Annotated in this window: 20 protein-coding genes and 2 pseudogenes; 6 read left to right on the top strand and 16 right to left on the bottom strand. The window is 64.8% G+C overall.

The window, feature by feature from the left end:
* Window positions 1-131: 131 nt before the first annotated feature.
* The 3 genes from AB0J29_RS04665 to AB0J29_RS04655 all read right to left on the bottom strand — a co-directional run bounded on the left by AB0J29_RS04665 (window position 132) and on the right by AB0J29_RS04655 (window position 3,787).
* The gene (locus AB0J29_RS04665; protein ID WP_364779222.1) at window positions 132-848 is read right to left on the bottom strand and encodes a metal-dependent hydrolase; all 717 of its coding nucleotides are present in this window, start codon (window positions 846-848) and stop codon (window positions 132-134) included.
* Window positions 849-1,099: 251 nt separating this feature from the next.
* On the bottom strand, window positions 1,100-3,331 hold the full coding sequence (gene katG, locus AB0J29_RS04660; protein ID WP_364779219.1) for a catalase/peroxidase HPI: 2,232 nt from the start codon (window positions 3,329-3,331) through the stop codon (window positions 1,100-1,102).
* A 39-nt stretch (window positions 3,332-3,370) separates the two neighbouring features.
* Window positions 3,371-3,787 (bottom strand): Fur family transcriptional regulator, encoded by a 417-nt coding sequence (locus tag AB0J29_RS04655; protein ID WP_364779973.1) that lies wholly within the window; start codon window positions 3,785-3,787, stop codon window positions 3,371-3,373.
* A 955-nt stretch (window positions 3,788-4,742) separates the two neighbouring features.
* Between AB0J29_RS04655 and AB0J29_RS04650 the strand changes: the two genes are divergently transcribed.
* From AB0J29_RS04650 to AB0J29_RS04640, 3 genes and pseudogenes are all read left to right on the top strand, one after another.
* Window positions 4,743-5,375 carry a hypothetical protein gene (locus AB0J29_RS04650; RefSeq protein ID WP_364779216.1) on the top strand — a complete coding sequence of 211 codons (633 nt, stop codon included), beginning with the start codon at window positions 4,743-4,745 and terminating at the stop codon, window positions 5,373-5,375.
* Between the two features lie 225 nt (window positions 5,376-5,600).
* A complete protein-coding gene (locus tag AB0J29_RS04645; RefSeq protein WP_364779213.1) occupies window positions 5,601-7,076 on the top strand; it encodes an NAD(P)/FAD-dependent oxidoreductase in 1,476 nt (491 codons plus the stop codon).
* A 3-nt stretch (window positions 7,077-7,079) separates the two neighbouring features.
* Window positions 7,080-7,219 (top strand): annotated as a pseudogene (locus AB0J29_RS04640) (NAD(P)-binding protein); the annotation flags it as partial.
* A 64-nt stretch (window positions 7,220-7,283) separates the two neighbouring features.
* On the opposite strand, the gene AB0J29_RS04635 reads toward AB0J29_RS04640, so the two are convergent.
* Genes AB0J29_RS04635 through AB0J29_RS04595 form a run of 9 tightly spaced genes read right to left on the bottom strand, consistent with a single transcriptional unit; the run spans window position 7,284 to window position 16,547 of the window.
* A complete protein-coding gene (locus tag AB0J29_RS04635; protein ID WP_364779210.1) occupies window positions 7,284-8,483 on the bottom strand; it encodes a VWA domain-containing protein in 1,200 nt (399 codons plus the stop codon).
* Complete coding sequence (locus AB0J29_RS04630; RefSeq protein WP_364779207.1) at window positions 8,480-9,130, bottom strand: SRPBCC family protein; 651 nt, start codon at window positions 9,128-9,130, stop codon at window positions 8,480-8,482. Before AB0J29_RS04630 ends, AB0J29_RS04635 begins: the two co-directional genes overlap by 4 nt.
* 12 nt (window positions 9,131-9,142) lie before the next feature.
* Complete coding sequence (locus tag AB0J29_RS04625) at window positions 9,143-10,030, bottom strand: MoxR family ATPase (RefSeq protein ID WP_364779204.1); 888 nt, start codon at window positions 10,028-10,030, stop codon at window positions 9,143-9,145.
* Window positions 10,027-10,620, bottom strand: coding sequence for an NTP transferase domain-containing protein (locus AB0J29_RS04620; RefSeq protein ID WP_364779201.1), 594 nt, complete (start codon window positions 10,618-10,620; stop codon window positions 10,027-10,029). Before AB0J29_RS04620 ends, AB0J29_RS04625 begins: the two co-directional genes overlap by 4 nt.
* Window positions 10,617-11,504: an XdhC family protein gene (locus AB0J29_RS04615; RefSeq protein ID WP_364779198.1), complete on the bottom strand. Its 888-nt coding sequence runs from the start codon at window positions 11,502-11,504 to the stop codon at window positions 10,617-10,619. Before AB0J29_RS04615 ends, AB0J29_RS04620 begins: the two co-directional genes overlap by 4 nt.
* Before the next feature lie 25 nt (window positions 11,505-11,529).
* Window positions 11,530-13,920 (bottom strand): aerobic carbon-monoxide dehydrogenase large subunit, encoded by a 2,391-nt coding sequence (locus AB0J29_RS04610; protein WP_364779195.1) that lies wholly within the window; start codon window positions 13,918-13,920, stop codon window positions 11,530-11,532.
* Window positions 13,917-14,435 (bottom strand): (2Fe-2S)-binding protein, encoded by a 519-nt coding sequence (locus AB0J29_RS04605; protein ID WP_364779192.1) that lies wholly within the window; start codon window positions 14,433-14,435, stop codon window positions 13,917-13,919. The genes AB0J29_RS04610 and AB0J29_RS04605 overlap by 4 nt, the downstream gene beginning before the upstream one ends.
* A gap of 2 nt (window positions 14,436-14,437) precedes the next feature.
* Window positions 14,438-15,328 (bottom strand): xanthine dehydrogenase family protein subunit M, encoded by an 891-nt coding sequence (locus AB0J29_RS04600; RefSeq protein WP_364779189.1) that lies wholly within the window; start codon window positions 15,326-15,328, stop codon window positions 14,438-14,440.
* A 58-nt stretch (window positions 15,329-15,386) separates the two neighbouring features.
* On the bottom strand, window positions 15,387-16,547 hold the full coding sequence (locus AB0J29_RS04595) for an XdhC/CoxI family protein (protein WP_364779186.1): 1,161 nt from the start codon (window positions 16,545-16,547) through the stop codon (window positions 15,387-15,389).
* A 64-nt stretch (window positions 16,548-16,611) separates the two neighbouring features.
* Between AB0J29_RS04595 and AB0J29_RS04590 the strand changes: the two genes are divergently transcribed.
* Both AB0J29_RS04590 and AB0J29_RS04585 read left to right on the top strand, forming a co-directional pair.
* Complete coding sequence (locus tag AB0J29_RS04590) at window positions 16,612-17,568, top strand: LysR family transcriptional regulator (protein WP_364779183.1); 957 nt, start codon at window positions 16,612-16,614, stop codon at window positions 17,566-17,568.
* Between the two features lie 5 nt (window positions 17,569-17,573).
* The gene (locus AB0J29_RS04585; RefSeq protein WP_364779180.1) at window positions 17,574-18,227 is read left to right on the top strand and encodes a nitroreductase; all 654 of its coding nucleotides are present in this window, start codon (window positions 17,574-17,576) and stop codon (window positions 18,225-18,227) included.
* 44 nt (window positions 18,228-18,271) lie between these two features.
* On the opposite strand, the gene AB0J29_RS04580 is transcribed toward AB0J29_RS04585, so the two are convergent.
* Window positions 18,272-19,003: a hypothetical protein gene (locus AB0J29_RS04580; protein ID WP_364779177.1), complete on the bottom strand. Its 732-nt coding sequence runs from the start codon at window positions 19,001-19,003 to the stop codon at window positions 18,272-18,274.
* Window positions 18,987-19,742, bottom strand: coding sequence for a GntR family transcriptional regulator (locus AB0J29_RS04575; RefSeq protein ID WP_364779174.1), 756 nt, complete (start codon window positions 19,740-19,742; stop codon window positions 18,987-18,989). The genes AB0J29_RS04580 and AB0J29_RS04575 overlap by 17 nt, the downstream gene beginning before the upstream one ends.
* A gap of 1,062 nt (window positions 19,743-20,804) precedes the next feature.
* Here AB0J29_RS04575 and AB0J29_RS04570 point away from each other — a divergent pair.
* The gene (locus AB0J29_RS04570; RefSeq protein WP_364779171.1) at window positions 20,805-22,751 is read left to right on the top strand and encodes a glycoside hydrolase family 15 protein; all 1,947 of its coding nucleotides are present in this window, start codon (window positions 20,805-20,807) and stop codon (window positions 22,749-22,751) included.
* Between the two features lie 295 nt (window positions 22,752-23,046).
* On the opposite strand, the gene AB0J29_RS04565 is transcribed toward AB0J29_RS04570, so the two are convergent.
* Both AB0J29_RS04565 and AB0J29_RS04560 read right to left on the bottom strand, forming a co-directional pair.
* Window positions 23,047-23,454, bottom strand: a complete 408-nt coding sequence (locus tag AB0J29_RS04565) for a hypothetical protein (protein WP_364779168.1) — start codon at window positions 23,452-23,454, stop codon at window positions 23,047-23,049.
* Window positions 23,455-23,525: 71 nt separating this feature from the next.
* A pseudogene (locus tag AB0J29_RS04560) lies at window positions 23,526-25,273 on the bottom strand (NRAMP family divalent metal transporter).
* Window positions 25,274-25,342: the final 69 nt, after the last annotated feature.

Raw genomic sequence — 25,342 nt, 5'->3', positions numbered from 1 at the left:
CCCGGGCCGGCCCCCCCCCCCGGGTTTTACCGCCCCATAACTTCACACAAAACCCCACCCCCGCACAACCCCCCCCAACCCCCGGGGGGCCCCCCCGCCGCTGCGGCCGTCGACGGCCGCAGCGGCGAGACTTAGGGATTGACGGAGAAGACGTACCAGAGCACGGCAAGCGTGGCCACCGTGAAAAACGGTGACAGAATCCAGGTTTCGACCTTGTTCCCGGTCCGTTCGATCACGGGTATGCGGGTACGCAGCCGGAACGGCCAGAACAGTCGGCACCCCTTATCGGTGAGGCAATCACCGATAAGGTGGGCGAGTGCCCCGAGCCCGACGGAGAACGGCAACCATGCCGGTTTATCGGTGATCCAGTGATCCATCGCGAACGTCCCTGCCGCCGCGAGGATTACGACCGTGCCCCATGCCTCGATGCCCTCGCCGGAGGGGCACAGACGCAGTGCCCGCACTGCCAGCGCGAGCAGGAAGAACACCAATCCCAGCGTGAAATACCTGCCGAGCCAATGCTCACCCGCCCAGGTCCCACAGGCGATGGCGATGACGAAGGCGAATGAGTGCGTGGCGTGCCGATGCCCACCGGAGATCCGGGAGATCAACCGGCACAGGTGGTAGGAGATCGGACCGAGGACATGCGCGATGGTGCCGTTCGGATGGTCCGCATCGGGCAGCAGCGCGGCTCCCGCGGTCAGCAGGGTACCGAGCAATACCTCGACGGCACCGAGATGCGTGTCGCCAGTTGGCAATACCGGATAAACCAACACCGAGATGGGCAGCGTGGCCGCTGCCACCGACCAGGCGAAAGCGCCACTGGTCGCATGTGAATGTCCTAGCACCGCATGAAGGTTAGTTGACCACAACCAGTTTCAATCAAACGCGACCAACCAGCCGATGAAAACGTATCGGGGGGAGGGGATTTCACTGCGAGCGGCCAGGTGCCTGTGCCCGTTGCGCATCGAGCAGCCGGCGAACAGTCCGTTCGGGTCGAACAACTGACATGCGCATGACGGCGCCCCCACGAACCATGGGGTTCGTGGGGGCGCCGCATGAGGCAGACCGGCCGGGTCGGTCGGTCATTCTTCCTTCGTCATACCAGGTCGAACCGGTCCAGGTTCGACACCTTGACCCACGCGGCGATGAAGTCGTTGACGAACTTCTCCTTCGCGTCGTCGGTCGCGTAGACCTCTGCGAGCGCGCGCAACTGCGAGTTCGATCCGAAGACCAGGTCGACGCGGCTGCCGGTCCACTCGAGCGCACCGGTGGCGCGATCCTTGCCCTCGTAGGTCCCGTCATCGGCGGCCGACGGCTCCCACTTCGTACCCATATCGAGCAGGTTCACGAAGAAGTCGTTGGTCAACGATCCCGGGTTCTCGGTGAACACGCCGAGCTGCGACTTCTTGTAGTTCGTGCCGAGGACGCGCAGACCACCGATGAGGACGGTCAGCTCGGGAGCGCTGAGGGTCAGCAGATTCGCCCGGTCGATCAGCAGGTACTCGGCGGGGAGCCGGTTACCCTTTCCGATGTAGTTGCGGAAGCCGTCCGCATTGGGCTCGAGTGCGGAGAAGGACTCCACATCGGTCTGCTCCTGGGCGGCGTCCGTGCGACCCGGGGTGAACGGCACCTCGACGTCGTAGCCGGCGTTCTTGGCGGCCTGCTCGACGGCCGCGGCGCCGCCGAGCACGACGATGTCGGCGAAGGATACCCGGGTGTTTCCGGTCTGGGCGGCGTTGAAGGACTCCTGGATGCCTTCCAGGACGCGTACCACCTGGGCGAGTTCGTCGGGTTCGTTGACCTCCCAGCCGGCCTGCGGTTGCAGGCGGACTCGTCCGCCGTTGGCGCCGCCGCGCTTGTCACTGCCACGGAAGGACGCCGCAGCCGCCCAGGTGGTCGAAACCAGCTGTGCGACAGTCAGACCTGAGGCCAGGATCTGGCTCTTGAGTGCGGCGATCTCATCGGGCCCGATGAGGTCGTGCGATACCGCGGGCACCGGATCCTGCCAGAGCAGGGCCTCCTTCGGGACCTGCGTTCCGAGGTAACGGACGACCGGGCCCATATCGCGGTGGGTGAGCTTGTACCAGGCCTTGGCGAACTCCACGGTCAGCTCTTCGGGATGTTCGAGCCAGCGACGGGTGATCTGCTCGTAGACGGGATCGACCCGCAGCGAGAGGTCCGTGGTCAGCATCACCGGGGTGTGGGTCTTCGACGGGTCGTGAGCGTCGGCCACGGTGCCCGCCCCAGCGCCATCCTTCGGGATGTACTGCCAGGCTCCGGCGGGGCTCTTGGTCTTCTCCCACTCGTAGCCGTACAGGATCTCCAGGAAGCTGTTGTCCCACTTGGTCGGGGTGGTCGTCCAGGTGCCCTCGAGACCACTGGTGATCGCGTCCTTGCCGACGCCGGTGCCGAAGGCGCTCTTCCAGCCGAGGCCCTGCTCTTCGAGCGGGGCGGCCTCGGGCTCGGGACCGACGAGATCGGCATCGCCGGCGCCGTGGGTTTTGCCGAAGGTGTGGCCGCCGACGATCAGCGCCGCTGTCTCGATATCGTTCATGGCCATTCGGCGGAACGTCTCGCGGATGTCGACGGCCGCGGCGAGCGGATCCGGATTGCCGTTGGGGCCTTCCGGATTGACGTAGATCAGACCCATTTGGACTGCGGCCAAGGGGTTTTCGAGGTCGCGAGTGCCGGTGTAGCGCTCGTCGCCGAGCCAGGTCTGCTCCGGACCCCAGTACACGTCCTCTTCGGGCTCCCACTGGTCGACGCGGCCGCCACCGAAACCGAAGGTCGGGAAGCCCATGTCTTCGAGCGCGACATTGCCGGCGTAGACGATCAGGTCGGCCCACGACAGTTTGCGGCCGTACTTCTGCTTGACCGGCCACAGCAGACGACGCGCCTTGTCGAGGCTGGCGTTGTCGGGCCAGCTGTTGAGCGGGGCGAAGCGCTGCATGCCGGCACCGGCTCCGCCGCGGCCGTCATTGATCCGGTAGGTGCCTGCGGCGTGCCAGGCCATCCGGATGAACAACGGTCCGTAGTGGCCGTAGTCGGCGGGCCACCAGTCCTGCGAGGTGGTCATGACCTCGATGATGTCCTGCTTCACAGCAGCCAGATCGAGGGTTTTGAATTCCGCGGCGTAGTCGAAGTCCGCGCCCATGGGGTTGGCTACGGCCGGGTTCTTCTGCAGGATCTTGAGGTTGAGCTGGTTCGGCCACCAGTCACGGTTGCCTCCGCCCTCGGCTGGGGACTTGAGGCGACCGGATGTAACGGGGCAACCACCGGCGGTGGGTTCCGTATTGGCCTCTCCGATGGGCGGATGTTCCTCAGGCACGGCAATTCCTTTCGGGGGAGTGAGTGAATCGGGTTGTGATCACGGGTGTGATCCGGATATTCGTGCTGCCGAGCAATCGGGGCACAGACCCCAATAGATGACCTCGGCCTCATCGAGCACGAATCCGTTGTCATGCGATGCGGTCAGGCAGGGCGCCTCGCCGACGGCGCAGTCGACATCGCCGATGACGCCGCACGATCGGCACACGACGTGGTGGTGGTTATCGCCGACCCGCGTTTCGTAGCGCGCGACCGATCCCATCGGCTGGATGCGTCGCAGCAGACCGGCGGCTGTCAGTGCGCGCAACACGTCGTATACCGCCTGGTGGGATACCGCACCGAGAGTGCGGCGCACATGACCGAGGATCGAGTCCGTATCGGAATGCGGATGCTCGTGCACGGCTGTCAGCACGGCAACCCGCGGCGCCGTCACGCGCAGCGACACCCCGCGCAACATGCGCTCGAATTCCGAATTTGTGGACACATTCCAGAGTGTGACTCATTCAAGTCTGCAGGGGGAGTGTTTCGTGAAATCTCGAGACGATTCCACAACCGACAGCGCTCTTCAGGCCTGTCGTATCTGATGAACCCACAATTCGCTGCTGGTGGAGCCTTGGGTTATTTGGAGGAGAGCGGTGGATGAACTGCCAACGCTTTTACTGGTAACCCGCCATATTCGTTTTCTGCCGTATTCGTGCCCGCATGTGGTGGTGTTCCGCTCGTGAGCTTGCCCTGGAGCGCACTCGATCGCGAACTGTTTGTGGGTGGTAGCGGGCGTGCGCTGCTAGATAATTGAGTTTGCTCGGTTCGCTACGGGGAGACTCTAGGGGGTCGACCTGTGGCATCTGGGTGTGGCTCGGTTGAGGGTGGTAACGATCTCGGCGGGTCTCCTCGGGGAAGCGTGCGATCGAGGACGCGTTGCGGTGTACGCATCAAGGAAGGCTCACAGAGTGTCTACTTGACATAATGTTGATTATCGGCGTTACAACGGAGGTGCTGGAAGTGGGCGGCGCTGGTTGTATGACGTTGGCAGATATTGGTTTTCGGGATTGGGATTCCCAGGCGGCTGGCTGGCGGCTGGCCTGGCCATCGGCGTTCTGGGCGTAGGAATATGTGTTGCGGTTGCATGGCGCCCCTCGATGTTCGGTTCGCCTAATGTCCGTCTGATGTAAATATTCCGGCAAATGCCGGGTTTTGGCGTAGAAACATCGATTTGACTCGAGGGTCTCGGATGCGGGTCAATTGGTCCTGACTCCCCTTCGTGCTGCCGCCCTCATATCCCTCCAATCGTCACAGTGACGATTGGAGGGGTGCGGCGCGAAGGTGGAGCGGATCGGATTGGTTTCTAGCATGAGGCCAGTGCTTGGTGATTGGCTCTGTTTTGGGGGTCCAGTTGACGGCAGGCTGGGGTGATGTTTGTTCGGCGGCTGGTCGCGCTTTATGTCGGGTTGTGGTTGTACGGGTTTTCGATGGCGGTGATGATTCGGGCCGGGCTCGGGCTGGATCCGTGGGATGTGTTTCATCAAGGGGTGGCCGGGCATGTGCCGATCAGTTTCGGTGCGGTGACGGCGCTGACCGGAGTCGCGGTGTTGTTGGCGTGGATTCCGTTGCGGCAGTGGCCAGGTCTTGGCACGGTGAGCAATGTCGTGGTGATCGGTGTATCGGTCGATGTCGGGTTGTGGATGCTGCCGGACTGGGATGTGCTGCCGGTGCGGGTCGGTGCGATGGGCGCCGCGGTGGTTTTGAATGCGGTGGCCACGGTGCTGTATATCGGCGCGGGAATGGGGCCTGGGCCGCGGGATGGACTGATGACTGGACTGGTTCGTCGGACCGGATGGTCTGTGCGGTTGGTGCGGACGGGGATCGAGGTATCGGTATTGACTACCGGCTGGCTACTGGGCGGCAGCATCGGCGTCGGCACGGTGGTGTATGCGTTCGGCATCGGTCCGTTGATTCAGGTATTGATTCCGTTCGCGAATCGGTATCTGCCAGGATTTCATACGGATCGGAAGGCTGAGCCCGATGTCATCCCGGTGGCGCCTTGACCGTGACTGGTCGAACCGGCGAGGTGCGCCCCGGTCGGATGTCAGGTATCCTAATCACCTTGGGTCGCAAGAAGATACTGCTGAACCGCTCCCCTCCCCTTCCCCGCTCCTGCCGCAAAATCGTCACTGTGACGAATATCTGGCATGGCGTGATGGCCGAAAATGTTGATTTACTGGCCGCGGCGCTCTCTCGGCAACCACGGCGCCGTTCATAGAGTTATCGACATGACCAGCACTCCGTCCGTGCTCATCGTCGGCGCCGGATTCGGCGGCCTCGCGGCCGCCCTGGAGCTGAAGCGCCGCGGCCACGACGCATTCACCGTTATCGATAAGGCCGACGGGCTCGGCGGAGTCTGGCGGGACAATACCTATCCGGGCGCGGCCTGTGACGCGCCGTCGGATCTGTACTCGTTTTCCTTCGCGCCGAATGCCTACTGGCCGAAGCGATTCGCTGAGCAGCGCGACATCCTCGCCTATATGCATGATGTCGCGCGCCGCTATGACCTCGACAAGCATATGCGTTTCGGTGTCGAGGTCGATTCGGCGGACTTCGATGCCGACCGTGGCCATTGGCGGGTGCGCACGACCTCGGGTGAGCTGCTCGAAGCGGATGTGTTCGTGCCCGCGGTGGGTCAGCTGTCGCGTCCGGTGTCGCCGAATATTCCGGGCATGGATTCGTTTACCGGGGATGCGTTTCATTCGGCGCGGTGGGATCACGATGTCGAGCTGTCCGGTAAGCGGGTCGCGATCATCGGCACCGGTGCGAGCGCGATTCAGATCATTCCGGCGATTCAGCCGAAGGTCGGGCAGTTGACGGTCTTCCAGCGGTCGGCGCCGTGGATCATTCCGAAGATCGAAAGCTATTACGCGCCACCGAAACTCAATGCGCTGGACAAGCTGTCGATTGCCACGACGTTTCCGCTGATCCAGCGGGCGGAGCGGTTCGGCTGGTACTCGTTCTACGAGCTGGTGACCTCGGGTCTGGAAGGCAACGGCCGCATTGCCGATCTGATCTCCGGATGGGCGGACCGGCATCGGGCCGCGCAGATCTGCGATCCCGAACTGCTGGCCAAGATGACACCGGATTATGCGGCGGGCTGTAAGCGCGGGCTGATGGCGAGCAATTACTACCCGGCGGTGTCGCAGCCGAATGTGCATGTGGAGACCTCGCCTATCGCCGAGATCATGCCGACTGGTGTGCGCACCGAGGATGGCGTGCTGTCCGAGGTCGATGTGATCGTTTATTGCACCGGATTCAAGGCCACGGAGTTCTTGGCGCCCATGATGATTCGTGGGATCGGTGGCAAGGAGCTGCGCGAGGTGTGGTCCGGCGGTGCGCGCGCGTATGTGGGTCTCACCGTGCCGCATTTTCCGAATATGTTCATCATGTACGGGCCGAATACCAATCTCGGCGCTGGTTCGATCATCTACATGCACGAGCGGCAGGCGCGCTATCTGCGCCAAGCGGTCGAGCATCTGCGTGGGGCGGGCGGTTATCTCTCGGTGAAGCCGGAGGTGGAGGCGCGGTTCGACGAGGAGATCCAGGGGCGGCTCGAACATACCGTGTGGACCAAGTGCACCAGCTGGTACCGGGAGGCCAGCGGTCGGGTGACGACGAACTGGCCCGGTCGGATGAGCGAATACGACAGGCGGACGCATTTCGATGTCCGCGACTACGAGCTGGTTCGCACCCGAAGGTAGGGCATGACGCACTATGACGCGCTGGTAATCGGTTCGGGTTTCGGTGGCTGTGTCAGCGCACGCTGCGGTTGACCGAGCAGGGGTGCCGGGTCGGTGTGTTGGAGACCGGGCGACGCTTCGCCGATGACGAGGTGGCGCGAAGCAAGACTGTCGCCGTTTCTTCCGCCCTGTCACCAGTGCGTGTGCGTCGACGGGGTCAGGTTGGCATCAGGCGACATTCGCCGATGCCATGGCTTGCAGGAACGCGTGTATGCCCGCCAGTGTATGCGCGGGCATCATGATGTCGCAGTACGGTAGGGCCGCCGCCATTGCCCCGGTGGTCGGCTGGAATCGGGAGTCGCCCGCACGGGGATTGAGCCAGATGACGCGCCAAGCCCGGCGTCGGATCCGGGCCATCGCACGAGCGAGGACATCGGGGGTGTCGCTGTCCCAGCCGTCCGATGCGATGACGACGACGGCGCCTCGCACCGCGTTGCCGGATGGAGTCGCGAGCAGCGTGCCGAGGCATCGGCCGATGTGCGTGCCGCCGTAGCGGTCGACCACCTTGTCGTTGGCCCTGGCCACCGCGACATCCGGGGAACGGTGCGCCAGCACCGGGGTCAGCCTGGTCAGCGAGGTGGAGAAGGCGAACACCTCTGGGCGATCGGGTGATCGGCGCTGCATCGCGGCTCGCATCAGGTGTAGGTAGATCGTCGAATACGGCCGCATGGAGCGGCTGACGTCGCAGATCATGACGATTCGGCGCGGTCGGCGTCGGGGACGAGTGCGGACCAGCACCGGCGACTCCCAGCCGGTGCGACGGGAGTTGTTCATCGTCGCCCGGAAGTCGATCCGCTTGCCGTGCGGATGGTTTTCATAGCGCCTGCTGCGGCGCTTGGGCCAGTGTGCGGTCGCCTGCTCCAGCCATGTGCCGACCGTCCGTAGATCGTCCGGATCGAAGTGATCGAACGGTTCCTGTGCTCGTGCCGCGAACCGGCTCGGTAGTACGTCCGGCAGTGCCACACCGTTGTCGGTCGATCGGTCGGTGCCGTTCGTGGATTGCAGTGTCGCCCAAGGGACTTCACCGCCTTGATGAAACTGCTCTCGGCCGCCCGTACCCGGTGGCGAGATGCGTTCGGTCGGCAATCCGTGTGTTCGGCTCGGCGGGTCCACACCCAGCGTCGCGTCGGCGAACACCGTCGCGAAGACCGCGTCGAAGGCAGCGAGATCCTGCATGCGATCGACGAGGGTGAGCCGCGCGGCCCAGTAGAGCTCGGTGCGCGACCGCGGCGCCATGCGGCGCAATGCTTGCACGAACAGCGCGGGCCCGCTCGGCGCGACCGCGACGCCACCACGTCGCAACCGTGCGACCATCGCGACGGCGAATGCGGCCAAATCGACGCCGCGCAGCATGACCGCTCGTGTCATCGCTTTCCGCGTATCCGCCTACGTAGTAGGACAATTGCGAGCGCGGCCGCCAGCGCGAGCGCGAGCGCCGGCGCATACTTCTTGATCATCGCGGGTCCGACCAGATCGACGAGGTCGAGCGGTGCGGGCTCGGGTTGTGTGACCGGTTTCGGCTGCATTTCTCGGCTGTCCGGCCCGACCGCCACCTGCGTTGCTGCCGAATCGCCCGCCGCGAGTTTCGCTTCGAGGGATGTGACGAATTGACCGACCAGTTTCTCGGACACCTGCTGTAGCACTCCGCTGCCGAATTGGGCGAGCTTGCCGACGATCTTGAGGTCGGTGTCCACGGTGACGCGGGTCTTGTCGCCGTCTTCGCGCAGTTGCGTGGTGATGGTCGCGGCCGCGTTTCCGGATCCGCGTGAATCCCGGCCGCTGCCGTTGATGACGGCGCGATGGTCGTGTTCGTCGCGCGCGACGAATTTCGCCTTTCCGGTGAACTCGCTGGTCACCGGGCCGACTTTGACCTTCAGTTTGCCGAGGAAGTCGTTTCCCTCCCAGCCGATCATCTGTGCGCCGGGCATGAGCGGGACCACCTGTTCGAGGTCGGTCAGTACCTCCCATGCCTGTTCGACGGGTGCGTTGACGGTGAATTCGTTGGCGATCTTCATCGGAGTGTCCATTCATCCGGTGGCCAGGCTTCGGGTGTATTCGGCGAATGCCGCGTGGACGGTGGCGTGGTCGTCGGGTGTCTTCGCCAGTGCGCTGAGCGCGGCGACCGCCTCGGGCGCGGTGAGATCGGTGACGTCGAGTGTCGCCAGCGCGGCGATCCAGTCGATGGTCTCGGCGACGCCGGGTGGCTTGTCGAGGTCGAGATCGCGGGCGCGGCTGACGAATCGGGTGGCGTGCTCGATCAGCGCGTCGGTTGCACCGGGCACGGTGCGTCGCACGATCGCCACCGCGCGGGTCGGTTCCGGGTAGTCGATCCAGTGGTAGAGGCAGCGTCGCCGCAGCGCGTCGTGCAGGTCGCGACTGCGGTTCGAGGTCAGCACCGCCAGCGGCGGATGTTCGGCGACAAAGGTTCCGAGTTCGGGAACGGTCACTGTGGCCTCACCGAGGAATTCGAGCAGCAGTGCTTCGAATTCGTCGTCGGCACGGTCGATTTCGTCGATCAACAGCACCGGGGGCGTCGGACCGCGATATCGTGCACAGCGCAGGATCGGGCGGTCCACCAGGAATGCCTCGGTGAACAGGTCGGCTTCGGTGAGCTCGGCGCCGCGCGCCTCGGCGAGCCGGATGCTCAGCAGTTGACGCTGGTAGTTCCAGTCGTACAGCGCTTCGCTCACGGTGAGTCCCTCGTAGCACTGCAGGCGGATCAGCGGTGCACCGAGCACGGTGGCCAGGGTCTTCGCTGCGGTCGTCTTGCCCACTCCGGGTTCGCCTTCCAGCAGCAGTGGGCGACCCAACGTGGTGGCCAGATAGAAGGCGGCGGCGGTCCCGGTATCGAGCAGGTAGTCGTCGGCGTCGAATCGGCGCACCACATCCTCGATATCGTCGAATGGCGACATCATGGCGACGCCGCGGCGCGCAGGCGCTCGTAGTCGTCCCAGGTGTCCACATCCAAGGGCATCGGCGCGTCGACGTCGAGTCGAGACACTGGGACGCGGTCCGACTCGATGATCTTCCATACGGCTTTGTCGCCGTGTAGTTCGGCAAGCTCGCTGAATACGCTGCGGCTCAGCCAGAATGGATGCCCGACACCGTCGCGGTAATGACAGACGGTGATCGCCGTGGACGTTCCCTCCGCGATCAGTCGGTCGACGGTCGCCGCCGACAGACCTGGTTGATCACCGAGCATCAGCACGATTCCGGTGGCCAGGGGATGTACCGCGCTCAGGGCTGAACGCAGCGACGACGAACAGCCCGAACCGAAGTCGTCGGCCATGACCACCTCCAGCCCGGCGAGATCGACCTGCTGGCGGACCGCCGCGGCCGCGCCGCCGAGGGTGACGATGATCTGGTCGAAAGCGCAGGAACGCACCACGTCGAGGGTGGCGCCGAGAACCGTCGTATTCCGGTACGGCAGTAGCTGTTTCGCAGTGCCGAGACGCCGTGAGACTCCCGCGGCGAGTACGACTCCGGTGACGAACCCGATTGTCATGAGCCCGTGTTCGCGAAGGAGGCGCGGCAGCCGGAGCTGCAGAACCAGTGGTCGACATCGTCGATCGTGAGATGCGGTGTGTCCGGCCCGACCGTCACGGTCATGCCGCACACCGGATCGAGCGCCTCGATCGCGACATTCACCGTGCGTGGCGTCACGGCCAGACCATCTCTGCGGATCGCTTGGATCACTTGCGCGACAATCGAGACGGCGATCTCCGCGGAGGTCTTGGCGCCGATCGGCAAACCCACCGGGGTGCGCACGCGGGCCCGCTCCGCGTCGGTCAGTCCGAGTTCGTCGAGAATCGACGCCCCTCGAATCCTGCTGGCCACCAACCCGATATACCCCAGACCCGCGTCGAGCGCGGCGCGGATCATCTCGGCTTCCGGGCCACCGTGGCTGGCGATCACCATCGCCGTCGTATCGGCCAGCGAATCCGACGAGTCGGCTTCGGCAGCACGGCGCTGCACCCCGAATCCGACCAGTTCGCACATTTCGGCCAGGGCGTCCGCGATAGGTGTTGCGCCGCAGATGCGCACCAACGGCGCCGGGATCTGTGGTTCGAGGAATATCTCCAACGCTCCACCGGACAGACAGGGATTCACCACGACCGCCGCGCCGGGTGCTTCGGGAAACTGCAGATCACCGTCCGGTAGTACGCGTAGCAGTACACTTTCGTGCGACTGCAGGGCACCTAGCGCCGCCTTGCGGACCGAGTTCTGGGCGCACTGGCCACCGACGAATCCTTCGATCGTGCCGTCCTGCAACAGGATCGCCTCGTCTCCGGCGTGCGCCGAGGTGGGCTGCTGTGCGCGCACGACGGTCGCGTGCACGAACGGTGTGCGGGTGCGGACCAGCTGCCGTGCGCGGTCGCTCATCTTCATCGGTGATCCCATCGCTGGCACCCACTCAGATGGGCGGTGTGGCCCGCCCCTGCATCGCTTCCCACACCCGTGACGGCGTCAGCGGCATGTCGGCGTGCCGAACTCCGAACGGCGCCAACGCATCCACCACGGCATTGACCACCGCTGGTGGTGATCCGACGGTGGCCGATTCGCCTACGCCTTTCGCGCCGATCGGGTGGTGTGGCGACGGGGTGACGGTGTAGCCGGTCTCGAAATGCGGGACTTCGAGCGCGGTCGGGATGAGGTAGTCCATCAGGGATCCGCCGAGGCAGTTGCCGTCCTCGTCGAAGGCCATGATCTCCATCAGCGCCATGCCGATGCCGTCGGTGAGGCCGCCGTGCACCTGGCCCTCGATGATCATCGGATTGATGCGGGTGCCGCAGTCGTCGACGGCGAGGAAGCGCCGGACCTTGACCACGGCTGTCCCCGGGTCGATGTCGACGACGCAGAAGTACGCACCATACGGGAAGGTGAGATTCTCCGGGTTGTAACAGATCTGCGCGTCGAGTCCGCCCTCGATGCCCTCGGGCAGATCACCGGTGCCGTGTGCTCGCATCGCGATCTGCTGGATCGTCACTGCCGCGGACGGATCGCCCTTGACGTGGAACGAGCCCTTCTCCCACTCGAGGTCGGCGACGGAGACCTCGAGCATGCCGGACGCGATGATCCGCGCCTTGTCGCGCACCTTCCGCGCGACCAGGGCGGCAGCGGCGCCCGAGACCGGTGTCGACCGGGTGCCGTAGGTGCCGAGGCCGAACGGAGTCTGATCGGTGTCGCCGTGTACTACGTCGATGTCGTCCGGTGGTATGCCGAGTTCCTCGGCGACGATCTGAGCGAACGTCGTCTCGTGCCCTTGCCCCTGGGTCTGCACCGATAGCCGCACCACGGCCTTGCCGGTCGGATGGATGCGCAGCTCGCACCCGTCGGCCATCCCGAGTCCGAGGATGTCCATATCCTTGCGTGGACCCGCGCCGACGGCTTCGGTGAAGAAGGACATCCCGATGCCCATCAACTCGCCGCGGGCGCGCTTGTCCTGCTGCTCCTTTCGCAGGGCGTCGTAGCCGATCATGTCCATCGCCAGGCGCATGGTCTTCTCGTAGTCGCCGGAGTCGTAGACCCAACCGGTTTTGCTGGTGTATGGGAACTGGTCGGGGCGAAGCAGATTCCGCAGCCGCAGCTCGGCCGGATCCATCTTCAGTTCGTAGGCGAGGCAATCCACCAATCGCTCGACGAAGTAGACGGCCTCGGTGATCCGGAACGAGCACGCGTAGGCGACGCCGCCGGGGGCTTTGTTCGTGTAGACCGCGGTCATCTTGCAGTAGGCGGCCTCGATGTCGTAGCTACCGGTGAAGACGCCGAAGAAGCCTGCCGGATACTTCAATGGCGCGGCTTGGCCGTTGAAGGCGCCGTGATCGGCGAGCACAGTGGATCGGATGGCGAGGATCTTGCCGTCGGCGGTGGCGGCGATCTCGCCGACCATGATGTAGTCGCGGGCGAACCCGGTGCTGGTGAGGTTCTCGCTGCGATCCTCCATCCATTTCACCGGTTTGCCCAGCAACAGCGACCCGACGATGGCGCAGACGTATCCCGGATAGATGGGCACTTTGTTGCCGAATCCGCCGCCGATATCGGGTGAGATCACCCGGATCTTGTGCTCGGGCAGTCCGGCGACCAACGCGTAGAGCGTGCGGTGGGCATGCGGCGCCTGACTTGTCGACCACAGTGTGAGCTTGCCCGTCACCGGATCGAGGTCCGCGACTGCACCGCAGGTCTCCATGGGGGCGGGATGCACTCGCGGATAGACGATCTCCTGCTTGACGACGACGTCGGCGCGCGCGAACACCGCCTCGGTCGCGGCGGCGTCGCCGGTCTCCCAGTCGAAGCAGTGGTTGTCCTGCTTGCCCTCGAGATCGTCTCGGATCACCGGCATCCCGGGCGCCAGCGCGGTCCGGGCGTCGATGACCGGATCGAGCATCTCGTATTCGACGTTGATGAGCTCCAGTGCGTCACGCGCGGAGTAGCGGTCCTCGGCGACGACGAAGGCCACCTCCTGGCCCTGGAATCGGACCTTGTCCGTCGCGAGCACGGCCTGTACATCGTTGGACAGCGTCGGCATCCAGGCCAGTCCCTTCGCTGCGAGATCCGCGCCGGTGACAACGGCCCTGACCTTCGGATGTGCCTGTGCCGCGGAGGTGTCGACGCTCACGATCCGTGCGTGCGCGAACGGGGAACGCAGGATCGCCAAATGCAGCATGCCGGGCAGCGACACGTCGTCGACGTAATTGCCGCGTCCGCGAATGAACCGCGGGTCCTCCTTGCGCAGCATCCTGCCGTGACCACATGGCTTGTGGTCATTGTCGACACGGTCTTCGGGCCGGGACTCGACGGCGGTCATGACGTGCTCCCTACCGGTGTCGGCGTGGCGGCGGGTTCGGGCTCCATCGCTTCGCCTCGTTGCTTGGCCGCGGCCCACTGGATCGAGCGCACGATGGTGGTGTATCCGGTGCAGCGGCAGATCTGGCCCGAGATCGCTTCCCGGATGGTCTGCTCGTCGGGATTCGGGGTGCGGTCGAGCAGGGCGCGGGCGGTGATCATCATTCCGGGTGTGCAGAATCCGCACTGCAACCCGTGGCACTGCATGAAGCCCTCTTGCACGGGGTCGAGTCGACCGTCCACCTCGAGCCCCTCGACGGTGCGCACCGTGCGACCGCTGGCCATGACGGCCAGCATCGTGCACGACTTCACCGGTTCGCCGTCGACCTCCACCACACAGGTGCCGCAGTTGCTGGTGTCGCAGCCCCAGTGGGTTCCGGTGAGCCGCAACTGATCTCGTAGGAAATGCACGAGCAGGGTGCGTGGCTCGACCTGCGCGGTCACCGGCTCGCCGTTGACGGTCATGGTTACCTGCATGGCTAATTCCCTTCCAGCGCGGGGTCGTTCAGTACCCGTTCGACCGCGGTGCGTAGCACGCGAATCGTCAGTTCGGATGCGAGATGACGCTTGTAGTCCGCGCTGCCGCGGGCATCGGAGACAGGTGAGCACGCCGTGCTCGCTCGGCGGCCCGCCTCCGCGAATATTTCTTCGGTGGGTGGCTCACCGATGAGGATGTCCGCCGCGGTGGCCAGCGCCGCCGGATCGGGGTTGACCGCGGTCAGACCGATCCGTGCGGCCGCTATCGCCTCGCCGCGCAGGGTGACCGTTGCGCCGGCCGCTGTGATCGCCCAGTCGCCGACCCGGCGCTCCACCTTCGCGTAGGCGCTCGATGTCCGATGCCGCACGGGAATTCGGATCTCGATCAGAAGTTCGTTGTGCGACATGGCGGTTTCGTACGGGCCGACCAGGAAGTCGTCCATCGCGATCTCGCGGTCACCAGATGGTCCGCGCACCAGGCAGACGGCGCCGAGGACCGTGCAGACCGTGCAGAGATCTTCGGCGGGATCGGCCTGGCACAGCGACCCGCCGATCGTGCCGCGGTTGCGCACGACCGGGTCGGCGATGACACGCTCGGCGTCACGGAAGATCGGGCATGCCGCGGCGAGGTTGTCCGACTCGAGCGCGTGCCGATGCCGGACCATCGCACCGATGCGCACCAGGGTCGGATCGGTGACGATGTAACCCAGTTCGGCGGCCAGGTCGTTGATGTCGATGAGATATTCCGGATTGGCCAGGCGTAGCTTCATCATCGGCAGCAGACTGTGCCCGCCCGCGACGATGCGCGCCTCCTCCCCCAGCCGGTCCAGTAGTCCGATGGCGTGATCCACGCCCGTTGCGCGCTCGTATTCGAATGGCCCAGGAACTTGCATGTGATCGACCTCATGTAGGCGGGAACGGGCCAAGCGTCTGCCTCGCCGGAGCGGGCCGTCAAGACCGATTTAAGGAATCACTTAATTCGGTGTTCGCGCTGGTCGTGTGGTGAATCCGGCCGCCGGTTCTGGTCAGTGCGGCGCCGCGTCCGCCCCAGCGTCGCGCGATGATCTCGGCCGCGATGGACACCGCCGTCTCTTCCGGTGTCCGGCCGCCCAGATCCAGCCCGATCGGGCTGGCGAGTCGGGCGAGTTGTGCATCGGTGAGGCCTGCCTGTCGTAACCGGGCCAGCCGCTCGTCGTGCGTGCGGCGCGACCCCATGGCGCCGACATAGCCGATCTCCGGTGCGCGCAGTGCCACTTCGAGCAGCGGAACGTCGAACTTGGGATCGTGGGTCAGTACGCAGACGACGGTTTGTGAGTCGACCGCGCCGGCCGTGATCTGTGCGGCCAGGTAGCGGTGCGGCCAGTCGACGACGACCTCGTCGGCGGTCGGGAACCGGGCGGAGGTGGCGAACACCGGCCGCGCGTCGCACACTGTCACCCGGTAGCCGAGGAATGATCCCTGTTGGGCGACGGCGGCGGCGAAATCGATCGCCCCGAACACCAGCATCCGCGGCTGTCGGGCATAACTGGCGACGAAAACGCCCATGCCCTCGCCGCGACGCTGCCCGTCTGGACCGTAGGACAGCACTTCGGTGCGGCCCGCCGCGAGCAGTCCGCGTGCGTCATCGATGACCGCGTCGTCGGTGCGCGCCGACCCCAGCGTGCCGTGCGCATCGCTTGGCCGGATCAGCAGCCGACGCCCGACCCGGGCGGTGTCGGGGTGCTCGATGACGGTCGCGATCGCGACCGGCCGGTGCTCGGCGATATCTGCGGCGACCTCGCCGAGTTCCGGAAACGTCTCCGGCGAGATGGCTTCGACGAAGATGTCGATGATGCCGCCGCAGGTGAGACCAACGGCGAATGCGTCCTCATCGGAGAAGCCATACCGCTGCAGTACCGGAGAACCGGTCCGGATGACGTCGGTGGCGAGTTCGTAGACCGCGCCCTCGACGCAGCCACCGGAAACCGAACCGCCGACCGTGCCGTCGGGGGCGACGACCATGGCCGCACCGGGCGGTCGCGGCGACGAACGGAAGGTCCGCACGACCGTCGCGACCCCAGCCGTGCCCCCGGCGTTCCATGTTGTCATCAGATCCGTGAGCACGTCCTGCATAATGCGTCCTCCAGACGCGATGCAGCCGTCGGCGCTGCGTACACCTCCAAAGTAGACTCGGATTGTGACGCCCGCCCAGCTTCGGGCCTACTCGACCGTGGTGCGGCTCGGCTCCGTCCATGCGGCGGCCAGAGAGCTGGGGATGTCCGATGCCGGTGTCTCGACGCATATCGCCCAGCTGCGCAAGGAGCTCGACGATCCGCTGTTCACCCGCGCGGCGTCGGGTCTGGCCTTCACGCCCGGCGGGCTGCGCTTGGCCAGCCGGGCGATCGAGATTCTCGGATTGCAGCGCCAGACCGTCATCGAGGTGAGCGAGGCGGCGCACGGCCGTCGGCTGCTGCGCATCGCGGCATCGAGTGCGTTCGCCGAACATGCCGCGCCCGGCCTCATCGACCTGTTCGCGACGCGGGCGAAGGATCTGTCGGTGGAGCTGAGTGTGCATCCCACCAGCCAGTTCCGCAGCCTGATCGAGACCCGTGCGGTGGATATCGCGCTGGGGCCCGGGCAGGACGGCATCGACTCGACCATCACCACCCGGCCGTTTTTGAAGTATCAGATCATTTCGGTCGCGCGCCCCGACAGCCCACTGGCGGACATCGCACCGCATCCGGCGCTGCTGCGGGAACAGCAGTGGATGCTGGGTCCCAGCGCTGGCAGTGTCGACGGGCACATTGCGACGATGCTGCGCGAGTTGGCCATTCCGGAATCACAGCAGCGGATCTTCCAGAGTGATGCGGCCGCCCTCGAAGAGGTCCGCTGTGCCGGGGGCATCACCTTGACGATCGGTTTCGCTGTCTCCTCCGACCTCGCGACCGGCCGGTTGCGCCACATCAAGGGACCCGGCCTTCAGGTATCCGATGAGTGGTGCGCGACCACCCTGCCGCCTGACACCCGCCAGCCCGCGGTGTCGGAACTGCTGCGGTTCATCACCACCCCGCGATGCATCCAGGCGATGATCCGCGGGTCCGGCGTAGGGGTCAGTCGGTTCCGCCCGAAAGTGCATGTGACTTTGTGGAGTTGAGGCCCATGCCCGACCTCGAGGAAGTGATCAAGGAGCGCCATTCGACGCGGATGTTCCTGCCTGATCGACCAGTGCCGAGAAGATTGATGGACGAGGCGCTTGCCTTGGCTGTCCGTGCGCCGTCGAACTCCAATATCCAGCCGTGGCAGCTGGTGTTCGCGTCGGGAGCTGCCCGGGACCGTCTCGTGGCCGCTTTGCTCCATGAGGCTCGCATGCGGCCGCCCAAGATCCCGCCGCTGCCTCCTGCGTTCGCGCACCTGCGCCGGGAACTGGGCGCCCAGGTTTACGGGTCGATGGGAATCGCTCGCGAAGACACCGAGGCCAGGCGGGTCGCGGTGCTGCGCAACTGGGAGTTCTTCCGCGCGCCGTTGGCCGGTATCGTCTGCATGCACCGCGACCTCGGCACTGTCGATGCGCTCGGCGTTGGGATGTTTCTGCAGACATTGCTCCTGGCCCTGACAGCATGCGGCCTGGGAACCTGTGTTCAGGTCTCGATCGCGGGGTATCCCGAGATCGTCCACGCGCAGCTCGGTATCCCAACCGAGCTTTCGGTCCTGTGCGGACTGGCAGTCGGCTACCCCGACCCTGCATTCCCCGCGAACAATATCCGAATTGGCCGCCGCGCCATCAGTGAGAACGTGGTATTCCACGATGTCTGATCAACAGTGTGGATTCGTTGGTCGCCTTCGCTGTTCGGAAAGGCTCAGGGGGATGCCGTGGACCCGAGCGGATGCAATGACCAAGGCATCGCCCCGATCGGGACTGCCGTAGCAGATCTGTCCATCCCACTCGTCTTCGATCCGGTGGTGAATTCTGGATCGGTCCCCATAATGACGCGACCTTCGCTGTTGACCAGCACTATCCGTTGACCGGATGCCTGGAATCGCGGAAGCAAGGCCTGCTCGATCGCGGCAACCGGCACATCAGCGCCGGCGACTCCGAGGAATGTTCCCGATGTGGTCGTGACCGGTATCGAGAATGTGCACACGTATTCATCGGTGCACGCGTAATCGAGGTGCGGTCCCTGTACCCATCGCCGACCCTGCTCGCACGGAACCGTGAACCAGTCCATTTTTGTGTAGTCGTAGAAGTATTCATTGTGTGGATTCAATTCGAGCACCAGGCGTTGCGCGTCGGGAAGCCACCATTCCAGGTATCGGGGGCGATCTGCGAGCATGCTGTCGGCCATCACTACGCCCGCACCATTGAACAATTTTCCGCGCCGCTCGAGTTCGCCGAGAATGAGTTCGCGCAGCGGTGCCAGATCAGTCGACTGGGGAGCGGACCGCAGGTTCTCGGTGAGACCAGCCCACAGGGTTGTCAGTGCGGTCCCGATGGTTGCGAGCGACACGTAGACCTCGTCGGCCAGTTTTGTGACAGACTCGACCAGCGACTCGACTGTCGCCGGAGCCGAAAAGTTATCGGTGTCCCTCACTGAGTTCCAAGCGTAGGGCAACGAGGCGGCGGATGCGTGATTCTGCATGTGATTCTGCTAGTTCTCGTGCACGGCTATCGTCTTCGTGTTCGATCGCGTCCACCACGTCACGATGGGCGTTCGCCTCGGCAGCCGGGTCGAGTTTCAGCCGCGGCAGCCAGACCAAGGCGGAGAGTTCGGCCTGCAAACCGACCTCGGCGCGGGTCAGCCGGGTGGACTGTGCGCACACCGCCATCTCGATGTGAAAGCGGCTGTCGGCTTGGCGTGCCGAGACGAGGTCGGTGCTGTCCTTCAGTCGGTCGACCAGGGCGCGGAGTCCGACTATATCGGCCCGCAAGCTGCGCCGCGCAGCGAACGCGGCAACTGCCCCGGTGATGGCGAGGTGCGCGTCCCCCAGATCGCGCAACTCCTGGATGCTCATCTGCCGCAACCGCGCCAGCGAGGTGTTCTCGAAAACCTCCGCCGAGGCGCTGATGAAGCTGCCGCCCCCGCGCCCACGCTTGGTGTGCACGATTCCCTGCTGCCGAAGTACGACCAGCGCCTCCCGCAGGGTCATCGTCGATACACCCAACTGGTTGGCGAGATCGGTTTCACTCGGCAACTGTTGGCCGTCGACCATGACGCCGAGGCTGATCGCGGCAGACAGCCGCTGCACGACGGCCTCGGTTTTCGGACCACCCTCGAGCGGTGACAGCACGGCGCTGAGCGCGGTCAATCCGGCCCTCTCCTGTTGGGACAACGCGACTCCTGGGTGGCGGGACTTGACACGATTCTAGCCAACTAACACTTGAAATATGAACTATAAAGTTATACATAGTCCATAGATTGGTCTCGCCCAGGTGCTTCTGCGCATCTGCGCATCGCGACGTGGGTCTTGCTGGAACTGCCCGCAAACCAGGCGCCTGCGCGATGGGTGGTTGGAGTCGATGCGATCTTTACGGAAGAACGTCTTGAACTATGAAATCTAATGTCTTATGTTCATGGCTGTGACTACCCTCGCACCGACGTCACGATCGAAGCGGGACTTCCCAGTCCGAGAACGCGACCTGTCAAAGCGAGCACCTCTGGTGGTGCATCCGCGGCCGTGCCGCGAGTAACCGGCGGAGAAGGCAGTCCATAGCGGAATGCGGCCGGTCGAGATGGTCGGCGAATGCAGGAGGTAAGCATGCGGTGCCGGGGTATCGAAAAATGATTGAGACGCGCCGAACTGAAGTCGACGGACTGTGCGTGACGTGGCGCTTGGTTCAGCACCATCTGATCGCGATTGTCGCCGTGCACAACGCATGCGACGCGTCGCCAGTTGCATCTTTCAGTCCCAGCAACTATCCGGACCTCGTGCGAGCGCGAGAACTCCTTCCGGAACTGGCGAGGCTGTGGGATGCGGTCCGCCACGAATTCTGGACGGGAATGATCCCTCCGGTGGCCAGACAGCAAGTAATGGCATAACGTCGCCGAGCGCGCACCGTTCCGGTGTGTACTCAGCCCGAATCGCTTGCTGCTCATTCACACAACGTGCGTGAAATGCCCTGTCTGCATCGAGAGACCGGGGTTGCCGAAGTTGTAGTCCGTCCGACGGCGTCGAGACGGCGATGCGGTTGCGCTCGAGCGACATCGCTCGTCATGTCTCGGCACACACCCGGGCTTGCCGACACGGCCCACAAGGTGGTGGGCTGTTGGGAAGCGCCACATCACTCATGTCCCGATCCGCTCGCCGTCTGGTCGAGCAAGAAGGTTGCTCACCAGGCGATTACGTGCAATACCGAGGCCGGAGTTCAGCGCCGAGATGACGATGGAGCGACACATGGACGACGACATCGAACGCACGCCGCAGCTCACGGCGTTTCCGCGCATCGACGACTACGGTTTCATCTCCGACTGCGAGGTCACGGCACTTATCGCCCCCAGCGGAGCCGTGGAATGGATGTGTCTACCCCGCATCGACTCCCCTAGTGTCTTCGCGGCCATACTCGATCGTTCCGCCGGTTCGTTTCGGTTCGCCCCCGCCGACTTCGTGGTGCCGACCGATCGCCGCTACGTCCCTGGCACGATGGTCATGGAGACGAGTTGGCGCAGTGGCGAAGGGTGGGCGACGGTTCGCGATGTGCTGCTGGTCGGGCCATGGCGGCACCAGGTACCCGGCCGTAGCGCCCATCGTCGAACCCCCACCGACTACGACGCGGAGCATATTCTGCTGCGGACGGTGCACTGTGAGACCGGGCAAATCCAGTTCGTGCTCGACTGCCATCCGTCCTTCGACTACGGCAGGTATCGCGCTCATTGGGAGTACCTCGACAGCTACTACATCGCGCAGGCCCGCGCCGAGGGGATCGACCTGCAGCTGACGCTGACCACCGACATGCGTTTGGGGCTGGAAGGTACGCACGCGCTTGCTCGCACTCTGCTGAAGGCGGGCGACGCACGCTTTTGCGCGCTCTCCTGGGGTAGTCGTGACGCGCCCCGCGCCCTTGACGAGGCCGATGAACGGCTGTTGCAGACAATCCACCATTGGCGGCACTGGCTGGCCGGCGGGCGGTTTCCGGACCATCCGTGGGCTGCCCAGCTCACCCGCAGCGCGCTGACCCTCAAGGGCCTGACCTTCGCACCCACCGGCGCCATCAGCGCCGCCGCCACCACGTCATTACCCGAAACCCCAGGCGGACAACGTAACTGGGACTATCGCTACTCGTGGATACGCGACTCCGCCTTCGCGCTGTGGGGCCTGTACACACTGGGCTTCAGCTGGGAGGCGAACGACTTCTTCTCCTACATCATCAGCTTGACCGAAGACGTCCGGGACATGCAGATCGTCTACGGCATCGGTGGGGAAAGCGACCTCACCGAGCAGACCCTCGCCCACCTGCGCGGCTACGAAAACGCCCGCCCCGTGCGCATCGGCAACGATGCGTACCGGCAACGCCAGCACGATGTGTGGGGTGCTGCGCTGGACGCGGTCTATCTCTACGCGCGCAACCAAGACCGAATCGACGCGCGTTCCTGGCTGCTGCTGGGCCGGGCGGTCAAAAGTGCCCTCACCTACTGGCGCGATCCCGACCATGGCATCTGGGAAGTACGCGGGCAGCCCCAACACTTCACCTCCAGCAAGGTGATGTGTTGGGTTGCCGCCGATCGCGGTGCCAGGCTGGCCCGCATCCACCATGACTTCGAGCGCGCGCATCGCTGGCAACAGGCCGCAGACGAAATCCGCGCCGATATATGCACTCACGCGGTCGATTCCCGGCAGGTGTTCACCCAGTACTACGGCAGCACGGCGCTGGATGCTTCGACCCTGCTCATCCCGCTGGTTCGTTTCCTGCCGCCCGACGACGACCGGGTACGCAACACGGTGTTGGCCATCGCCGACGAACTGACCGAAGACGGCCTCGTACTGCGGTACCGCGTCAGTGAAACCGACGATGGCTGCGCAGGAAACGAAGGCGCCTTCACGATCTGCTCGTTCTGGCTGGTCTCGGCGCTGTCGGAGATCGGCGAAAAAACACGAGCCAAACAGTTGTGTGAGAAACTGCTCTCCTACGCCAGCCCTCTTGGCCTCTACGCCGAGGAGGTCGACCCCCGAACCGGTCGGCACTGGGGCAACTTTCCCCAAGCGTTCACCCACCTGGCCCTGATCAACGCCGTAATGCACGTCATCCAGGACGAGCAAGCCGTATTGCGGCAGGCGCTCGGCGGGGAATCGATCGCCCCACGACTGGACGATGCCTCATTCACGCTGGGATACATGCACCGCTGACCCTGATGCCGCGGCCAGGTGTGCGCAAGTGCGTGTCACCCTGTGTGGCCCGCTCGAGACGCATACGTCGCACCCGAACCGGCGGTATACGAAATCCGTTCGCGCATGACAACTTCCGGAAGTCGGTCGAATCGGATGACGGGGTCCGGGCTGGAAGCGTCGATACGTCTGGCCCGCGATTCATGGTGAAGGGAATTCCGGACCGGCCGAAACAAACATCTCGGTGACCGACCCGGTCTATGGGGCCGCGCGGCGAACAACGAGTTCCGCACCGACGCGATTCGTAGTGATGCGGTCAGGCGGAGGCGCAGTCGCTCGTGTCTCCTGGAGGAGAATGTCGACTCCGGTCTGCGCACAATCCGAAAGACCATCCGCCGACGATTACTGCGGCTCCGGCCGCGATGCCGATGGCCTTGTGCCGATACGCGGCCCGCCACATGAGGATTTGACCGGCCATGCGCACCCCCTGGGCCGCAGGTGGCATATGCGTGAGCACATATCGCCCGCGGCGGGTTTCACGCAGGTCCGACAGGTCGCGCCGGATCAGCACGGCCGAGGCCACGCCAGCGGGTATGTGTGCCGCCAGCAGCGCGAGCCCGACGCGGCGTTGCCACATCAGGACGGTGGACACCATCCCCGCGGTGATGTCGGTGGCGAGCTTTCCCGCGTGGACCTGGTGCAGTAGGTAGTTGTCGCGATCCATGACACCATCCTTTCGATACGACTGCCGCGGCGAGGGGTGATTACCTCGCCGCCGCAATCTGTTTCGCGGATCTACGCACTGCTGATGGACTGCACGACCTTCACCACGACCAGGACGACCGCCAAGGCCAGGTAGCCGCGCAGGGCGATCATGCCGGCCATGCGCAGCGGCGAGAAGGCCGGGCGCTCCAGGGTATCCAGCGCCGGGGTTCGCCAGCTGTCACGGTCCTGGTCCAGGATCGCCTTGCGTTCGGCCCGGGTCAACGCGGTCGAATCGAGCTCTTCGACCTGATCCGGATCCAAGCCGCCGAGGTCGGCCGCGGTCTGCTCGGTCTCCTCGCGTTCGGTGCGGGGGCAGCGAACGCGATCGCGAGTCCACCGAGCAGGCCTACAAAGGCGCCGATGCCGAAGAAGATCTCCAGCTGACCGGTCGTCAGGTCGGGGAAGAAGGTGGCGGCCGTGAGCGAAAGCGACAGCAGCACCAGCGTCCAGACGATGACACCGGCGATGATGTTCTGCCGCATGGTGTTCACCCACGGCCCGAGCACCGCCTTGTCGTTGCACAGCAGCACCAGGAACACCGTCGCCGAGGGCAGCAGCACACCGGCCAGCGCTTGCACACCCTGGGTGATCAGGCCCAGGACGTGGTCGGGGCTGAAGGCGACCGCGGCCGCGACGCCCAGCAGCGCGGCGTAGGCGAGGTAGAACGCCGGAGCCTCGGAGAGCTTCCAGTGCAGCGAGTGCCGCCTGCGGAAGGTGTCGCCGAGCGCGTAGGTGGTGGCAAGGCCGACCGCATTCGCCCCGACCAGGGAGGCATCCAGTAGCAGGATCGCGAACAGCGCGCCCGCGGTCTTGCCCACGTGATCGTGCAGGCCGTCGGCGATCGCGCCCGCATCGGTGAACCCCCCGGCCAGCTCAGGGGCCAGACCGAACGCCGCGGTCGCCATGATGCAGATCGCGCCGACCATGACGACGACGATGCCGATGCGAAGATCCATGCGCTCGTAGCGGATCCAACGCGGGGTGATGCGCTTGTCCACAATGTTGGACTGCTGGAAGAACAACTGCCACGGCGCGACCGTGGTGCCGACCATGGCCACCATGAGCAGTAACAGATCGACATTCAGGCCACCGGGCAGCGACGGGATCACGCCCTCGGCCGACTGCGACACATCCGGACCCACGAGGAACACCAGCGGGAACATGACCACGTTGAGAGCGATCAGCGCGAACAGGAACCGCTCCCAGCGGCGGAACGACCCGCCCGCGACGACCGCGAACAGCAGCACCGCTGCCAGCGGCACCCCGACGCTCTTCGGAAGCCCGAGATAGGTCAAAGCCAGGGATACGCCGATGAATTCGGTGACGATGGTCAGCGCGTTCACGATGAACAGGTCACCGACGCTGAACGCACCCCAGAACCTGCCGAACCGATCGAAGATCAACCGCGCGTGACCGACACCGGTGACCGCACCGAGCCGCACCACCATCTCCTGGTTCACATACAGCACCGGAATCAGCAGCGCCAGTACCCATACCAGGGCCATTCCGTAGTTCTGCCCGGCCTGGGCGTACGTGGCCACACCGCCGGCGTCGTTATCGCCGACCATGACGATCAGGCCGGGGCCCATGATCGCCAGCAGCATCCGGAAACGCTGCCAGCGGCTGCGCCCCTCGGTGGTGTCGTGCTGGCCGATGCTGCCGAGGGCGCCGACGATATCGCCGACGTGCGCGCTGTCGAGCACCGCCCCATTCGTGACGTTCACGGGCTCGGGCACCGTGGTGGTGCGGCGGCTCCCGCCGCCGGAGAAGAAGGCCATGGCCGTTCTCTCTTTCTATTTACATGCGATACTGCTGTTTTCGAAATGTGTGATCGATCAGCGAAGGTC

It is taken from the genome of Nocardia sp. NPDC049707 (genome assembly GCF_040674855.1).
GTDB lineage: Bacteria > Actinomycetota > Actinomycetes > Mycobacteriales > Mycobacteriaceae > Nocardia.
Note: the sequence above shows the minus strand (reverse complement) of the source record. Positions and strands in the feature narration are given on the sequence as shown.

Excerpts from the sequence above, each read along its gene's own strand:
- AB0J29_RS04615 (WP_364779198.1), bottom strand. The coding sequence starts at position 11,504 with ATGAAGATGAGCGACCGCGCACGGCAGCTGGTCCGCACCCGCACACCG.
- AB0J29_RS04645 (WP_364779213.1), top strand. The coding sequence starts at position 5,601 with ATGACCAGCACTCCGTCCGTGCTCATCGTCGGCGCCGGATTCGGCGGC.
- AB0J29_RS04605 (WP_364779192.1), bottom strand. The coding sequence starts at position 14,435 with ATGCAGGTAACCATGACCGTCAACGGCGAGCCGGTGACCGCGCAGGTC.
- AB0J29_RS04595 (WP_364779186.1), bottom strand. The coding sequence starts at position 16,547 with ATGCAGGACGTGCTCACGGATCTGATGACAACATGGAACGCCGGGGGC.
- AB0J29_RS04630 (WP_364779207.1), bottom strand. The coding sequence starts at position 9,130 with ATGAAGATCGCCAACGAATTCACCGTCAACGCACCCGTCGAACAGGCA.
- AB0J29_RS04610 (WP_364779195.1), bottom strand. The coding sequence starts at position 13,920 with ATGACCGCCGTCGAGTCCCGGCCCGAAGACCGTGTCGACAATGACCAC.
- AB0J29_RS04625 (WP_364779204.1), bottom strand. The coding sequence starts at position 10,030 with ATGATGTCGCCATTCGACGATATCGAGGATGTGGTGCGCCGATTCGAC.
- AB0J29_RS04565 (WP_364779168.1), bottom strand. The coding sequence starts at position 23,454 with ATGGATCGCGACAACTACCTACTGCACCAGGTCCACGCGGGAAAGCTC.
- AB0J29_RS04570 (WP_364779171.1), top strand. The coding sequence starts at position 20,805 with ATGGACGACGACATCGAACGCACGCCGCAGCTCACGGCGTTTCCGCGC.
- AB0J29_RS04635 (WP_364779210.1), bottom strand. The coding sequence starts at position 8,483 with ATGACACGAGCGGTCATGCTGCGCGGCGTCGATTTGGCCGCATTCGCC.
- AB0J29_RS04600 (WP_364779189.1), bottom strand. The coding sequence starts at position 15,328 with ATGCAAGTTCCTGGGCCATTCGAATACGAGCGCGCAACGGGCGTGGAT.
- AB0J29_RS04620 (WP_364779201.1), bottom strand. The coding sequence starts at position 10,620 with ATGACAATCGGGTTCGTCACCGGAGTCGTACTCGCCGCGGGAGTCTCA.
- AB0J29_RS04655 (WP_364779973.1), bottom strand. The coding sequence starts at position 3,787 with ATGTTGCGCGGGGTGTCGCTGCGCGTGACGGCGCCGCGGGTTGCCGTG.
- AB0J29_RS04585 (WP_364779180.1), top strand. The coding sequence starts at position 17,574 with ATGCCCGACCTCGAGGAAGTGATCAAGGAGCGCCATTCGACGCGGATG.
- AB0J29_RS04650 (WP_364779216.1), top strand. The coding sequence starts at position 4,743 with ATGTTTGTTCGGCGGCTGGTCGCGCTTTATGTCGGGTTGTGGTTGTAC.